Source organism: Herbaspirillum sp. alder98, assembly GCF_020179755.1.
Taxonomy (GTDB): Bacteria; Pseudomonadota; Gammaproteobacteria; order Burkholderiales; family Burkholderiaceae_D; genus Herbaspirillum.
In genome coordinates this window covers 61,962-76,537 of the sequence record NZ_JAIUCY010000011.1, presented here as the reverse complement: position 1 = coordinate 76,537, position 14,576 = coordinate 61,962, and the positions used below count along the sequence as shown (strand labels likewise).

Annotated in this window: 14 protein-coding genes; 9 read left to right on the top strand and 5 right to left on the bottom strand. The window is 62.6% G+C overall.

The genetic code is table 11. From position 1 onward, the window contains the following. Positions 1 to 90 precede the first annotated feature (90 nt). Both LBW87_RS20330 and LBW87_RS20325 read left to right on the top strand, forming a co-directional pair. The gene (locus LBW87_RS20330) at positions 91 to 987 is read left to right on the top strand and encodes a TauD/TfdA dioxygenase family protein (protein ID WP_225203289.1); all 897 of its coding nucleotides are present in this window, start codon (positions 91 to 93) and stop codon (positions 985 to 987) included. A gap of 103 nt (positions 988 to 1,090) precedes the next feature. Beyond that, positions 1,091 to 1,588, top strand: coding sequence for a LapA family protein (locus tag LBW87_RS20325; RefSeq protein ID WP_225203288.1), 498 nt, complete (start codon positions 1,091 to 1,093; stop codon positions 1,586 to 1,588). A 104-nt stretch (positions 1,589 to 1,692) separates the two neighbouring features. Here the strand turns inward: LBW87_RS20325 and pyrE are convergent, their stop codons facing one another. Then, positions 1,693 to 2,352: an orotate phosphoribosyltransferase gene (gene pyrE / locus LBW87_RS20320; RefSeq protein WP_225203287.1), complete on the bottom strand. Its 660-nt coding sequence runs from the start codon at positions 2,350 to 2,352 to the stop codon at positions 1,693 to 1,695. Positions 2,353 to 2,497: 145 nt separating this feature from the next. Between pyrE and LBW87_RS20315 the strand changes: the two genes are divergently transcribed. Further along, positions 2,498 to 3,271, top strand: a complete 774-nt coding sequence (locus tag LBW87_RS20315) for an exodeoxyribonuclease III (RefSeq protein WP_225203286.1) — start codon at positions 2,498 to 2,500, stop codon at positions 3,269 to 3,271. A 177-nt stretch (positions 3,272 to 3,448) separates the two neighbouring features. On the opposite strand, the gene LBW87_RS20310 is transcribed toward LBW87_RS20315, so the two are convergent. The 3 genes from LBW87_RS20310 to dprA all read right to left on the bottom strand — a co-directional run bounded on the left by LBW87_RS20310 (position 3,449) and on the right by dprA (position 8,163). Then, positions 3,449 to 6,139, bottom strand: coding sequence for a DNA topoisomerase III (locus LBW87_RS20310; protein ID WP_225203285.1), 2,691 nt, complete (start codon positions 6,137 to 6,139; stop codon positions 3,449 to 3,451). Between the two features lie 302 nt (positions 6,140 to 6,441). Continuing rightward, a complete protein-coding gene (locus tag LBW87_RS20305) occupies positions 6,442 to 6,918 on the bottom strand; it encodes a DUF494 family protein (RefSeq protein ID WP_008119943.1) in 477 nt (158 codons plus the stop codon). 87 nt (positions 6,919 to 7,005) lie between these two features. After that, complete coding sequence (gene dprA, locus LBW87_RS20300) at positions 7,006 to 8,163, bottom strand: DNA-processing protein DprA (RefSeq protein WP_225203284.1); 1,158 nt, start codon at positions 8,161 to 8,163, stop codon at positions 7,006 to 7,008. A 247-nt stretch (positions 8,164 to 8,410) separates the two neighbouring features. Here dprA and def point away from each other — a divergent pair, with 247 nt between their 5' ends. Continuing rightward, entirely contained in the window at positions 8,411 to 8,929 is a 519-nt protein-coding gene (gene def / locus LBW87_RS20295) for a peptide deformylase (protein WP_225203283.1), read from the top strand. Positions 8,930 to 8,991: 62 nt separating this feature from the next. Here def and LBW87_RS20290 read toward each other — a convergent pair whose 3' ends face one another. After that, positions 8,992 to 10,056, bottom strand: coding sequence for an MBL fold metallo-hydrolase (locus LBW87_RS20290; RefSeq protein WP_225203282.1), 1,065 nt, complete (start codon positions 10,054 to 10,056; stop codon positions 8,992 to 8,994). A gap of 142 nt (positions 10,057 to 10,198) precedes the next feature. Between LBW87_RS20290 and LBW87_RS20285 the strand changes: the two genes are divergently transcribed. The 5 genes from LBW87_RS20285 (at position 10,199) to LBW87_RS20265 (ending at position 14,551) form a co-directional block, all read left to right on the top strand. After that, positions 10,199 to 10,597, top strand: a complete 399-nt coding sequence (locus LBW87_RS20285) for a MerR family transcriptional regulator (protein WP_225203281.1) — start codon at positions 10,199 to 10,201, stop codon at positions 10,595 to 10,597. Between the two features lie 67 nt (positions 10,598 to 10,664). Then, positions 10,665 to 11,849: an isovaleryl-CoA dehydrogenase gene (locus tag LBW87_RS20280; protein WP_265113020.1), complete on the top strand. Its 1,185-nt coding sequence runs from the start codon at positions 10,665 to 10,667 to the stop codon at positions 11,847 to 11,849. Positions 11,850 to 11,881: 32 nt separating this feature from the next. Further along, entirely contained in the window at positions 11,882 to 12,484 is a 603-nt protein-coding gene (locus LBW87_RS20275) for a 2-hydroxychromene-2-carboxylate isomerase (RefSeq protein WP_225203280.1), read from the top strand. Next, on the top strand, positions 12,484 to 12,894 hold the full coding sequence (locus LBW87_RS20270) for a YchJ family protein (protein WP_225203279.1): 411 nt from the start codon (positions 12,484 to 12,486) through the stop codon (positions 12,892 to 12,894). The genes LBW87_RS20275 and LBW87_RS20270 overlap by 1 nt, the downstream gene beginning before the upstream one ends. A 22-nt stretch (positions 12,895 to 12,916) precedes the next feature. Then, complete coding sequence (locus tag LBW87_RS20265) at positions 12,917 to 14,551, top strand: carboxyl transferase domain-containing protein (protein ID WP_225203278.1); 1,635 nt, start codon at positions 12,917 to 12,919, stop codon at positions 14,549 to 14,551. The last annotated feature ends 25 nt before the right edge of the window (positions 14,552 to 14,576 follow it).

Sequence of the window (14,576 nt, the reverse complement as noted above, 5' to 3'; positions counted from 1 at the left end):
CGTTGTCCCGCCGATGGCCCGGGTGTGTAATAAGTGTTTTTAGCTGCCGGGCACATGCCGACAGCTCAGCCTTTGCACACAGGAGCACGCATGTCGGTCGATACACTGGAACGCACCCGGGCGCCGGGTTCACGCCAATCCTTCGAAATCCGTCCATTGGGGGGCCCGTTGGGCGCCGAAGTGATCGGCCTCGACCTGGATCTGCCGGTGGCCGACGACCAGCTGGCCGACCTGCGCGCGGCGCTGGTGGCGCATGGCGTGGTGGTGTTTCGCGACCAGCGCATCACGCCGCAGCAGCATGTGGACTTCAGCCGCCGCTTCGGCCCGCTGCAGGTGCACGTGCTGAATCGCTTCCACCTCCAGAATTATCCCGAGATCCTGATCGTGTCCAACGTGGTCGAGAACGGCAAGCCGATCGGCCTGGTCGACGCCGGTGCCGACTGGCATTCGGACCTGTCGTACATGCCCAAGCCCAGCCTGGGCGCGCTGCTGCATTCGCAGGAGCTGCCCACCGAGCGCGGCGACACGCTGTACGCCAATACGGCCAATGCCTACGACACGCTGCCGCTCGAGATCAAGAAATTACTGGAAGGCAAAACTGCCGTCCACTCTTACGTGTATCGCTATGAGCGCCTGCGCAAGCTGTCGCCGTGGCGGCCCGAGTTGACGCAGAAACAGATCGACGAAGTGCCGCCGGTGGAGCATCCGGTGATCACCACCCACCCCGAGAGCGGCCGCAAGATCCTGTTCGTCAGCGAGGGCTTCACCTCGCATATCGTCGGCATTGCGCGCGATGAAAGCGACGAACTGCTCAAGCAGCTGCATGCCCACATCACTCGCCCCGAGAACGTCTATACCCATAAGTGGCAGGCGCACGACATGGTGTTCTGGGATAACCGCAGCACCCAGCACTACGCCGCCATCACGCCGCAACACCTGCGCCGCACCCTCTATCGCACCACCGTCGAAGGCGATGTGCCACGCTGATATCAACCTGATAATTTAGTTGTCAGAGTGACTATCAGGAACATCGTCTCTCGGCGGCAGTCCAATCGGTTCATGCACATAAACCGAACAAGAGAGGCTGCAAATGCGATTTCGAACCATTTTCCTGGTGGTGCTGCTGGCACTGGTGGCCATTTTCGCGGCGGTCAACTGGACCGCCTTCATCGCCCCGACCACGCTGTCGCTGATCTATACCGACTTCCAGGCGCCTTTGGGCGTGGTGATGCTGGGGGTGATCGTGGTGCTGACGGCGTTCTTTTTGCTCTACATCCTGGCGTTGCAGACCAGCGTGCTACTCGAAAGCCGACGCCTGACCAAGCAATTGCAAACCCAGCGCGACCTGGCCGACCAGGCCGAGCAGTCGCGCTTTACCGACCTGCGCGGCTATCTCAAGAGTGAGATGGAGCAACTCAACCGGCGCCAGGTCGAGCAGCAGACGCTGATCGCGCAACGACTCGATGCGCTGCAGAAGGACATCAGCCTGCGCGTCGAGCAGACCGAGAATGCGGTGGCGGCCCAGGTGGGCGAACTCGATGACCGCCTGCAACGACGCGACACCGAAGGAGTGATCCGGCCGCTGTAACCGTAACCATCGGCAACGACGGGTCTCGGTATCCAGCTTCAGGCATCGAAAAAAAATGGCTGCATCGTCAGGATGCAGCCATTTTTCATGTGTCGACGTTCTGCTCAAACGCCGTAACGGGTGCGGTAAGCGGCTACCGCATCCTTGTGCTGCAGGATCTGGGCGTCGGCGCCGGTCGAGATGTAATCGAACAGGTCGTTGAGGTTGCCGATCGAGATCACGGGCATACCGTACTCGCGCGCGACTTCCTGCACGGCCGACAGCTCGGAGAGCGCGCCGTCCTTGCCGGAGCGTTCCATGCGATCCAGCGCGATCAGGACCGCGCAGGGCGTGGCGCCGGCGGCACGGATCATGTCCACCGATTCGCGCACCGAGGTGCCGGCCGAGATCACGTCGTCGATGATGACGACCTTGCCCTGCAGCTTGGCGCCGACGATGGTGCCGCCTTCGCCATGGTCCTTGGCTTCCTTGCGGTTGAAGGCGAATGGCACGTTGCGGCCCATGCCGGCCAACGCCACGGCGGTGGCCGAGGCCAGGGTGATGCCCTTGTAGGCGGGGCCGAACAGCATGTCGTAGTCGACGCCGGCCTCGGCCAGCGTCTGCGCATAGAAGCGCGCCACCTGGGCCAGGGTCGCGCCCTCGCTGAACAGGCCGGCATTGAAGAAGTAAGGCGAGGTACGACCGGCCTTGGTGACGAACTCACCAAAGCGCAGCACGCCCGCCGACACGGCGAATTCGATGAATTCCTGTCTCAAGTTGCTCAAAATGCATTCCCGGGGAAAAGTGAAATCGACAAGCCGTCGCGCGATGGCTTGCCTTGCAGCAAAACCGGCGCGACGTGATCAGGGCGATATTTTAAATGAATCGCCCTATCGGTTATGCTACCGGCCTCACTTTGCAGGATAGAACATGCCAAAAATTGTTTCCGCCAATCTCAACGGCATCCGCTCCGCCGCCAAAAAAGGTTTCTTCGAATGGCTGCAGAAAGAGTCGCCCGACTTCGTCTGCGTGCAGGAACTCAAGGCGCAAGCGGCCGACATGACCGAGCAGTTCCTCACGCCCGAGGGCTACGTCGGTCACTTCCACTATGCCGAAAAGAAGGGCTATTCGGGCGTGGGCGTGTACAGCAAGCGCGAACCGGATGCCATCCGCATCGGTTTCGGCAACACCGAATTCGACGCCGAGGGCCGCTATGTCGAATGCGACTTCGGCGACCTCACGGTGATCTCGCTGTACGCCCCGTCGGGCTCATCGAGCGACGAGCGCCAGCTGGCCAAGTTCCGTTTCATGGAAGTGTTCCTGCCGCACCTGATGGAACTGAAGCAAAGCGGGCGCGAGATCGTCATCTGCGGCGACTGGAACATCGCCCACAAGGAAATCGATCTGAAGAACTGGAAGAGCAACCAGAAGAACTCCGGCTTCCTGCCCGAAGAACGCGCCTGGATGACGCACATCTTCGAGAAGCTGGGACTAGTTGACGTCTATCGCCTGTTGCACCCCGAGACCACGGGCGACGCCTACACCTGGTGGAGCAACCGGGGTCAGGCCTGGGCCAACAACGTGGGATGGCGCATCGACTATCACGTGGCAACCCCCGGCATTGCCGCCACCGCCCGTGCGGCGTCGATCTACAAGGAACAGCGCTTCTCGGATCACTCGCCGCTGACGATCATCTACGGTTGAGTCGCTGGGCCCGCTGCAAGACGCAGGATTCCTGCCTGCGCAAGAACGACGGTTAAACCTGGCCGGTCGTCCCGGCGCAGGCCGGGACCCAGCGACTTGGCCAGTACATCTATGTCAGTCGAAAAAAAAACCTCGCCAACAATGGCGAGGTTTTTTCGTTTTGCAGCAGCATCAACATCAGGTGCTGGCAGCCTTCTTCGGCGTCGCCTTCTTCAATGCTGGCTTCTTGGCTGCCGCCGGTTTCTTGACGGCGCTCTTGGCAGCCGTCTTGGCGGCGGGTTTCTTGGCCGCGGCCTTCTTGGCGGCCGGCTTGGCCGTCGCCTCATCGGCGCCATCATCATCGGCAGCTGCTGCGGCCTTGCCCTTGGGCACCTTGGCCTTGCGTTCCTCGAACTCGAAGCTGACCTTGCCATCCTTGCCACGCACCAGAAACGCCTTGAACGGGCGTCGCGTGCGTTGCGAGATAAAGCCCGGCAGCAGGTCGGTCTTGCCGCCTTCGCCCAGCAACTTGGTCATCTGCTCGGGCAGGATCTCTTGCTGCAGGATGATGCGGCTGCTGCGGAAATCACACGCCTTGGGCTTGGCGACGGTCTTCTCGCAGACATAGGCCAGGCCCATTTCGTAGACGCCGCTGGCGCACTTGGGGCACGGACCCAGCGGGGTCTGCTCGCTGAAATCGACCGGCTCGCCGCCCTCGCCTTCGGCCTGGTCCTGGCCAAAGTCGAACTCGAGCTTGTAGTTCTTGATCTCTTCATCACGCGAAATCTTGAGGATGGCGGCGAACGGCCGGCCCATCTTCGAACGGAAGCCCTGCAACGGACCGATGGTGCGGTTCTTCAGCAGCTCTTCGACCTCGGCGATCTCGAACTGGCGTCCACCAGGTACCTTGGTCATCGAGAATTCGCACTTGGTACACGCGAAACGACGGTAGTTCTCTTTCACCACGCCTGCGCAATTCGGGCACGGCGTCTGCAACGTGGCGTAGTCGCCGGGAATGGTGTCGTTGTCGTATTCCTTGGCGCGCTTGACGATGATCTGGGTCATCTGCGCGATCTCGCGCATGAACTCTTCACGGCTGATCTTGCCACGCTCCATCTGCGCCAGCTTGTGTTCCCATTCGCCGGTCAGTTCGGGTTCGGTCAGTTCGTCCACGCCCAGGCCGTGCAGCAGCGTCATCAACTGGAACGCCTTGGCCGTGGGCATCATCTCGCGGCCTTCGCGCAGCAGGTATTTTTCGTTCAGCAAGCCTTCGATGATGGCCGCGCGCGTGGCTGGCGTGCCCAGGCCCTTGCCGGCCATCGCTTCGCGCAGTTCGTCGGAATCGACCAGCTTGCCGGCGCCTTCCATGGCCGACAGCAACGTCGCTTCGCTGTAGCGGGCAGGCGGCTTGGTGACCATCGCATTGGCCACCACCTTGTCGGTCTGCACCTTCTCGCCGGGGGCCACTGCCACCAGGTTGCCATTGCCTTCCTTGCCCTCTTCCTTGCTGTCTTCCTTCTCGACATCCTTGCCGTAGATGGCCAGCCAGCCGGCGTTGATCATCACCTTGCCCTCGCTCTTGAACTGATGTCCGGAGACTTCGGTATAGCGCGTAGTGACCTGGAACTCGGCCGCCGGGAAGAACACCGACATGAACCGGCGCGTCACCAGGTCATACAGCTTCTGCTCGGGCTCGGACAGGTTTTTGGGCACCTGCGGGGTCGGGATGATGGCGAAGTGATCGCTGATCTTGGTGTTGTCGAAAATGCGCTTGTTGGGCTTGACCCAGCCTTGCTTGAGGATCTGCTTGGAGAACTGGTGGTAGTTATTGTTCTCCGACAGCGCCTCCATCGTGTCCTTGACGGTGCTGATGTAGTCCTCGGGCAGGTGGCGCGAGTCGGTACGCGGATACGTCAGCACCTTGTGCTTTTCGTACAGCGCCTGGGCCAGGCCCAGCGTGTTCTTGGCCGAGAAGCCGAAGCGCGAGTTGGCTTCGCGCTGCAGGCTGGTCAGGTCGAACAGCGCCGGCGCCATCTGCGTGGTCGGCTTGGACTCTTCGGTGACGGTGCCCTGCCTGCCACGGCATGCCGCCACCACCGAGTCGGCAGCGGCCTGGCTCCAGAGGCGCTCGGGACGCTTCTCGGCGTCGCCTTCATCCTTCTTGTGGGCGCGGTCCAGCCAGCGGCCCTTGTAGATGCCGGCGGCGCACACGAATTCGCCGTGCACTTCCCAGTAGTCGCGCGAGACGAACTTCTTGATCTTCTCTTCGCGCTCGACCACGATCGACAGCGTCGGCGTCTGCACCCGACCCACGGTGGTCAGGTAGAACCCGCCTTCCTTCGAATTGAAGGCCGTCATGGCGCGGGTGCCGTTGATGCCGATCAGCCAGTCGGCCTCGCTGCGGCAACGGGCGGCATTGGCCAGCGGCATCATTTCTTCGTCGTCGCGCAGGCGCGCGAAACCATCACGAATCGCGCCCGGCGTCATCGACTGCAGCCACAGCCGTTTCACCGGCTGCTTGGCCTTGGTGTACTGGGCAATCAGACGGAAGATCAACTCCCCTTCGCGGCCCGCGTCACAGGCGTTGATCAGGGTCGTGACGTCCTTGCGCTTGATCAGCCGGGCCAGCACCTTCAGGCGCGACTCGGTCTTGGCGATCGGGTTGAGCGCGAAATGCGGCGGGATCATCGGCAGGTGGGTAAAGCTCCACTTGCCGCGCTTGACGTCATATTCTTCTGGGACTGCGATCTCGAGCAGGTGGCCGACGGCCGACGACAGGATGAATTCGTCTGATTCGAAATACTCATCGTGCTTGGTAAAGCCACCGAGCGTCTTCGCGATATCGTTCGCGACAGAAGGCTTCTCGGCAATGATGAGGGTCTTGCTCATAGGTATGGGTCTCTAGGGACAGGTCGGTTGCTGAAGTGTCTACGCGGATGACGACGGTCATCTGGGGCCGCTCTTGCGCGAAACAACTCCATGTCGTCCAGGCCGACGCGAACGGCGCCTTCATTGCCTGTGGACAACGGAATCTTATATCGTAGCCAATTACCGGCCAATGCGGGGGAATGATAAGCGTGTTGCAAATGAAACGGCAAGCGCGAAAAACCTCCAGCAGAGGTTATCCGGCATTGAAGTTGGTTTTACAGCAAGATAAGAGCGCGTGGGGGCGGCCCGGAGAGAGGGTGATCTCAATGTAACAGGCGCGGCTCGTTGTCGTCTTCGTCGAGGAACAGCTCTTCGAACATCAGGCCGTCCGGTTCCTTGCCCTGGCTCCACAACACCATGAGCACGATCACCTTCAGCTTTTCGAGTGTGATCGGCACTTCGCCGGCGGCCAGGGCGCGCTCGATGACGATCTCGCGCTGCATGCCGTCGAGCATCTTGGCCGATTCGAGAAACTGGATGAAGCCCACTGCGTCGACGCCGAGCACGTCGGTTTCCTGGCGCACGTAGACACGGGTGCCAAAGGAAAACGCGGTTTGCTTGGGGTAACGGTCGGCGAAATCGTGGTTGGCGACCTCGAGATCGGTCAGCCATCCAAGCGCCTGCGAGATTTCGTCTTCTTCGAAACCGATCGCGGACAACTTCTTGACCAGGGCCTCCGGTTCGGGGCAGGCATCCGGGCGATAGTAGGTTTCGTACAGGTAAACGAGGACATCAAACATGGCTCTACTCTATCGCGAAGGGTATGAATGCACAAGTCAGTTGGTCCAGTATGGCAGGAATTTGGTCGTCACGGGGCGCAATTTTGGTCACCCCAGGCGACGATAATGCGCTCCTGGCAACATCTCGATGCGTCCCTCCAGTTCCAGCGTCAACAGCGCCTCGGCCAGGCGCGACGAACCCAATGCGCAACGTGCCGCCAGCGTATCGCCATCGACCGGATCATGACCGATTGCCTGCATGACAAGTTCGGCATCGACACCGAGGACGACCTCACCGACGGCAACATTGTCAGACTGGCAATCAACTGATTCCCGCGCCGCCGCGACGAGCAGGTGCGGCGGCAATTCGTCGATGATGTCGCGCGTGGTTTCAACCAGCTTGGCGCCCTCGCGAATCAACTGGTGGCAGCCCTTGGCCAGCGGCGAATGGATCGACCCCGGCAAGGCAAACACGTCGCGTCCCTGCTCGGCGGCCAGTCGCGCGGTGATCAGTGAGCCTGACTGCGCCGCCGCCTCGATCACCAGCACTGCCCGGGCCAGGCCCGAGATCAGCCGGTTGCGCTGCGGGAAGTGGTGCGCCAGCGGCGGCGTGCCGAGCGCATACTCGCTGACGATGCAGCCTGCGCTGGCAATCCGCCCGGCCAGCGCCCGGTTGGCTGCGGGATAGTCAATATCGATACCGGTGCCGATCACCGCCACGGTCGAACCGCGCTCGCCCAGCGCCCCGGCATGCGCCGCCGCATCGATGCCCAGCGCCAGCCCGGACACCACCGTCACCCCGGCCCGCCCCAGCTCGGCCGAGAAGCGCGTCGCGTGTTCGACGCCCTGACGCGTGGCGTTGCGGCTGCCGACCACCGCCACCGCAGTAGCCTGCAACAGGCCGACGCGACCACGCACATAGAGCAGCAGCGGTGGGTCAGGGATGCTCAACAGCAACGGCGGGTAAGCCGCATCGGCCAGCGTCAGGATGGTATGGCCGGGCTGCGCCGCCCACGCCAGGGCAGCGTTGATGCGCGCCCGCAGCGCCGGCCCCGGTTGCGCACACAGAAGTTGGACCAGGCGCGGCGGCACCAGCTCGCGCAGCGCAGCCTTAGGTGCACGCAAGACCTGCCCCGGCAGACCGAAGCGGCCCAGCAGGCGGCGACAGGCGGCATTGCCCAGGTCATCGATCAGTACCAGGCGCAACCAGGCGGCCAGCGCAGCGGGGTCTTCGTCGCCAGCGCAGTGGCTGATTTGCAACGTCATGGTTTGCTCCTGGAGAGGTCATCGGACGGATCGCCGCGGTGGCGCTGTGCTACACTTTTCGCACCTGGCGCCAGCATTGACGCTTGCCAGCGGCGAAAACCGATTTTGTCGCTGTCGCGCTTGAAGCGGGCGATGAAGCCCCAATTTTGAAAATCATCCAGAAAAGAATTCGCCCGGCGCTCGCTATCGCGCGAGCCCGGAGAGCCTTATTACTGATACCCCAAGTCTGAACACTATTGCACCGCGTATGGCCCTGCTCCCTATCCTCCGTTATCCCGATCCCCGGCTGCACAAGATTGCCAAGCCGGTTACCGTCTTCGACGAACGCATCAAGACCCTGGTGGCCGACATGGCCGCGACCATGTACGACGCGCCGGGCGTAGGCCTGGCCGCCACGCAGATCGATGTGCACGAGCGGGTGATCGTCATCGACGTCTCCGACGAAGGTCGCGAATTGCGCGTGTTCATCAATCCCGAAGTGGTGTGGGCCAGTGATGAAAAGCGCGTCTATGACGAAGGCTGCCTGTCGGTGCCCGGCATCTACGATGGCGTCGAGCGCCCGGCGCGCGTCAAGGTGCGCGCCCAGGACGCCGACGGCCAGAGCTTCGAGGTCGAGGCCGACGATCTGCTGGCGGTATGCATCCAGCACGAGATGGATCACCTCGAGGGCAAGGTGTTTGTCGAATACCTGTCGCCGCTCAAGCGCAACCGCATCAAGACCAAGCTGCAGAAGGAAGAACGCGAATTGAAGAAGAAGGCTGGCTGAACGTCAGCGTCTTACGAAAAGCCCTGCCGGCATTACTGCGGCAGGGCTTTTTTTATCGCTGTTCACACCGCCACAAACCGATACACCCCATCCGCATCCAGCGAGCGCCGCAACTTGCCCTGGTACCAGAGCATATGCAGGTGCGCCACCGATTCGCCCAGCGCAAAACTGAGCTGATGCGTATCGAGTGCGCGCTTGAACAGCACCGGCAGGATATCGACGCCGGTCTTGGGCGTGGCGCATGCCTCCAGCACTTCGCCCAGACGCAGGCGATGGTGTTCTTCCAGTTGGGCAATGCGCGTATGCAGTCCGCGAAATGGCTTGCCGTGCGAACCCAGCACCAGGATATCGGCGGCCACATGCGCGTACTTGCGCAACGACTCCAGATACAGGCGCACCGGATCGGCTTCGGGCTCGATGGCAAATACCGAGACATTGGTCGAGATGCGCGGCAACACCATGTCGCCCGAGATCAGCACGCCCAATGATCGCGCATGCAGCGAGACGTGTTCGGGCGAATGGCCGAAGCCGGTGATGATTTCCCAATCGTGGCCGCCGATACGTATCGAGTCTCCATCCTGCAGGCGCACATAGGCTACCGGCACCGCCGGCACCAACTCCTGGTAATAACTGTTGCGCCCCTGCAGGGTAGCCACGACCTCCGGGTCGACCAGGCCATGCCGTCGGAAATGCGGCGTCGCCGCCGTCCCCTCGGCGCCGGGCAGCGCCGCCGACATCACGCGAGCGAAGGCGTATTCACCGGTACTCATCAGCAACGGCGCCTGCCAGCGGCGGCACAGCCAGTCGGCCAGGCCGACGTGATCAGGATGGCAATGCGTAACCAGCACCCGCAGGATCGGCAAACCGTCGAGTTCATTGGCAAACACCGTCTCCCACGCCTGGCGGGTGGCCTCGGTGGCAATGCCGCAGTCGATCACGGTCCAGCCTTCACGCAGGCCCTGCGGGGTGTCCACCTGATCCCTGAGCAACCACAGATTGATGTGGTTCAGCGCAAAGGGCAGGACCATGCGTAACCAGCGCACGCCGGGCGCGACCTCGATGACGGCGCCGGGCTCGGGCAGTTGTTCACCAAAAACGTAATCAAGCTGGGATTCAAGAGCGTTCATGCACATCCTGGACAGAGAATCGAAGAGGCGCCCCGCATTTTTCACTGGACGCAGAAGGGCAATATACTTTACGTTAACGTAAAGTGCCAGCACCGCCTTGACGCTACCCGTGTCCGTTGCCCGCTGTCCATAGCCGAAGCTCATGCCTACCTACACCATCACCGAACTGGCCGAAGAATTCGACATCACGCCGCGCGCGATCCGGTTCTATGAAGACCACGGCATCCTGAACCCCAAGCGCGAGGGCGCCGGCGGACGCAACCGGGTCTACCCGGCGCGCCAGCGCACGCGCCTGAAGCTGACGCTGCGCGGCAAGCGACTCGGCTTCACGCTGGCCGAGATCAAGGACCTGATCGACATGTACGAGTCGCCCAAGGACACCGTGACGCAGTTGCAAAGCTTCCTGGGCGTATTGCAGCAGCACCGCGACAAGCTCGAACGCCAGCGCGAAGACCTGGAAGTGACGCTGGCCGAGATCAGCGCCCACGAGGACGAATGCCACGCGCTGCTGGAGGCTGCCACCGGCAAAACGAAAGCCTGATGTCGACAACCTGACCTGAAAAACCCGTATTCGCATCGCCCATAAAAACCGAGACGAGGAGACAAACATGATCGACCTGCCAGGACTGAATTTCAACCACGGCGAAGACATCGACGCCCTGCGCGCGGCAGTAGCCGACTTCGCCCAGGCCGAGATCGCGCCGCGTGCCGCCGAGATCGACCGCAGCGACCAGTTCCCGATGGACCTCTGGCCCAAGCTCGGCCAGCTCGGCGTACTGGGCATCACCGCCAGCGAAGAATACGGCGGCGCCAACATGGGCTACCTGGCGCACATCGTGGCGATGGAAGAAATCTCGCGCGCCTCGGCCTCGGTCGGTTTGTCCTATGGCGCGCACTCCAACCTGTGCGTGAACCAGATCAAGCGCAATGGCGACGAAGCCCAGCGGCGCCGCTATCTGCCGGGTCTGATCTCGGGTGAATCGATCGGCGCGCTGGCCATGTCCGAACCCAATGCCGGCTCCGACGTGGTCAGCATGAAGCTGCGCGCCGACCGCCGGGGCGACCGCTACATCCTCAACGGCAGCAAGATGTGGATCACCAACGGCCCCGACGCCGACGTGCTGGTGGTCTATGCCAAGACCGACCTTGATGCGGGCGCGCGCGGCATGACCGCCTTTCTGGTCGAGAAGGGCTACAAGGGCTTTTCGGTGGCGCAAAAGCTGGACAAGCTGGGCATGCGCGGCTCGCACACCGGCGAACTGGTGTTCCAGGATTGCGAGGTGCCCGCCGAGAACGTACTGGGCGGCGTCGGTCGCGGCGTCAACGTGCTGATGTCCGGCCTCGATTTCGAACGCACGGTATTGTCCGGCGGACCGCTGGGCATCATGCAGGCCTGTATGGACGTGGTGGTGCCCTATGTCCACGAACGCCGTCAGTTCGGCCAGGCCATCGGCGAATTCCAGCTGATGCAAGGCAAGCTGGCCGACATGTATTCGACCATGATGGCCTGTCGCGCCTATGTCTATGCGGTGGGCCAGGCCTGCGACCGCGCGCAGGGCCCCGAGCAGATCCGGGCGCTGCGCAAGGACGCCGCCGGCGCCATTCTGTATTCGGCCGAGAAGGCCACCTGGATGGCCGGCGAAGCGATCCAGGCGCTGGGCGGCAATGGCTACATCAACGACTACCCCACCGGACGCCTGTGGCGCGACGCCAAGTTGTACGAGATCGGCGCCGGCACCAGCGAGATCCGCCGCATGCTGATCGGCCGCGAACTGTTCGCCGATACCCTTTGACCCGCCTTGACCTGTTGATAAAGACCAGACCCATGAGCTCACCCATCGATTTCTACTTCGACTTCGCCTCACCCTACGCCTACTTCGGCTCGCTCGAGATCGAGGCCCTGGCGCGCCGCCATGATCGCCAGGTGGCATGGCATCCTGTCCTGCTGGGAGCGGTCTTCAAGACGCTCGGCACCAGCCCCCTGACGGCCATCCCCAAGAAGGGCGACTATTCGCTGCATGACATGCAGCGCACTGCGCGTTTTCACAACATGCTGTTCACCCCGCCCAGCCGGTTTCCCATCGCCACCCAGGCCGCCGCGCGCGCGATGCTGTGGTTGCAGCAGCAGGACCCGGTGCATGCATTGCCGTTCGCGCAGGCCATCTTCAGCGCCTACTTCACCGAAGACATCGATATCAGCGAGCCCGACAATGTACTGCGCATCGCCGCCGATCTCGGCATCGACCGTGCGGCCCTGACCGCCGCGCTGGCCGACCAGGCGGTCAAGGATCGCCTGCGGCAGGCGACCGAAGAAGCGATGGAACGTGGCGTGTTCGGCGCACCGTTCGTGATCGTCGATGGCGAATCGTTCTGGGGCTTCGACCGATTTACCCAGCTGGAAAGCTTCTTGAAAAACGGAAAGATCTGATGAGCAACAAGAATGTCCCCTGCCCCTGCGGCCAACCTTCATTTGCCAAGTGCTGCGGGCGGTTCATCTCGGGCGCCGAGATCCCGGCCACGGCCGAATTGCTGATGCGTTCGCGCTACAGCGCCTATGCCCTGCGCGACGAAGCCTATCTCCGTGCCACCTGGTTTGCCGACACGCTGCCCGAAGAAGAGTTGACCGGCGAGACCGACGTCAAATGGATTGCGCTCGACATCAAGAAACACATCCACGCCAAGGACAGCGACCAAGCCACGGTCGAATTCGTCGCTCGCTTCAAGGTCGCCGGGCGTGCGCACCGCCTGCACGAGATCAGCAACTTCGTGCGCCAACCCGACGACCAGGGACAGGCACGCTGGTATTACGTTGACGGCAGCTTCCCAGAAGACCGTTAGAAAAAACACCGGAGGAGACCCCATGCCGCACATCGAAAGCAAGCTCAACTTGCGCAGTGAGGAATTCGAAAACAACCGCGCCGCGATGCAGGCCATCGTCGACGACCTGCAGCAGAAGATTGCCCAGGTCGCCGAAGGCGGCGGCCAGGCCGCACGCGACAAGCACCTGTCACGCGGCAAGCTGCTGCCGCGCGACCGGGTGCAGATGCTGCTCGACCCGGGCACGCCGTTTCTCGAATTCTCGCCACTGGCCGCCTATGGCATGTATCGCGAAACGGATCGCGAGGGCAACCAGAAAGATGCCGCACCGTCGGCCGGCATCATCACCGGCATCGGCCGCGTCGCCGGCCAGGAATGCGTGATCGTCTGCAACGATGCCACCGTCAAGGGCGGCACCTATTACCCGATGACCGCCAAGAAGCACCTGCGGGCGCAAGAGATCGCAGAATTCAATCACCTGCCCTGCATCTACCTGGTCGACAGCGGCGGCGCCAACCTGCCCAGCCAGGATGAGGTCTTTCCGGATCGCGACCACTTCGGCCGCATCTTCTTCAACCAGGCCAACATGTCGGCCAAGGGCATCGCCCAGATTGCGGTGGTGATGGGTTCGTGCACGGCCGGCGGCGCCTATGTGCCGGCCATGAGCGACGAGTCGATCATCGTGCGCGACCAGGGCACCATCTTCCTGGCCGGGCCACCATTGGTGAAGGCGGCCACCGGTGAAGTGGTCAGCACCGAAGAGCTCGGCGGCGGCGACGTGCACACCCGCCTGTCGGGGGTGGTCGACCACCTGGCGCAGAACGATCTGCATGCCCTGGCCATCGCGCGCGACGTGGTCGCCAGTCTCAACCGTAGCAAGCCGCAGCAACTGGCACTGCGCGCGGTAGAAGAACCGCGCTATCCGGCCCACGAGTTATACGGCGTGATCCCCACCGACAGCCGCAAACCCTTCGATGTGCGCGAGGTGATCGCCCGCATCGTCGATGGCAGCGAGTTCGCCGAATTCAAGGCGCGCTACGGCACCACGCTGGTGTGCGGTTTCGCCCACCTGCACGGCATGCCGGTCGGCATCGTGGCCAACAACGGCATCCTGTTCTCGGAGTCGGCCCAGAAGGGCGCCCACTTCATCGAACTGTGTTGCCAGCGCAAGATACCGCTGGTGTTCCTGCAGAACATCACCGGCTTCATGGTCGGCAAGAAATACGAGAACGAAGGCATCGCCCGCCATGGCGCCAAGATGGTCACGGCCGTGGCCACCGCCGCCGTGCCCAAGTTGACGGTGATCATCGGCGGCAGCTTCGGCGCCGGCAACTACGGCATGTGCGGTCGCGCCTTCTCGCCGCGCTTCCTGTGGATGTGGCCCAATGCCCGCATCTCGGTGATGGGCGGCGAGCAGGCGGCGAGCGTGCTGGCTACCGTCAAGCGCGATGGCATCGAAGCCCGTGGCGGCAGCTGGAGCGCCGAGGAAGAAGCCGCCTTCAAGGATCCGATCCGCGCCCAGTACGAAACCCAGGGCCATCCTTATTACGCCTCGGCGCGACTGTGGGACGACGGCGTGATCGATCCGGCCGACACCCGCCGGGTATTGGCGCTGGGCTTGTCGGCGGCGTTGAATGCACCGATTGCAGAGACCCGCTTCGGCGTGTTCCGTATCTGATTTTTCACCCGACGCGAGTCCAACA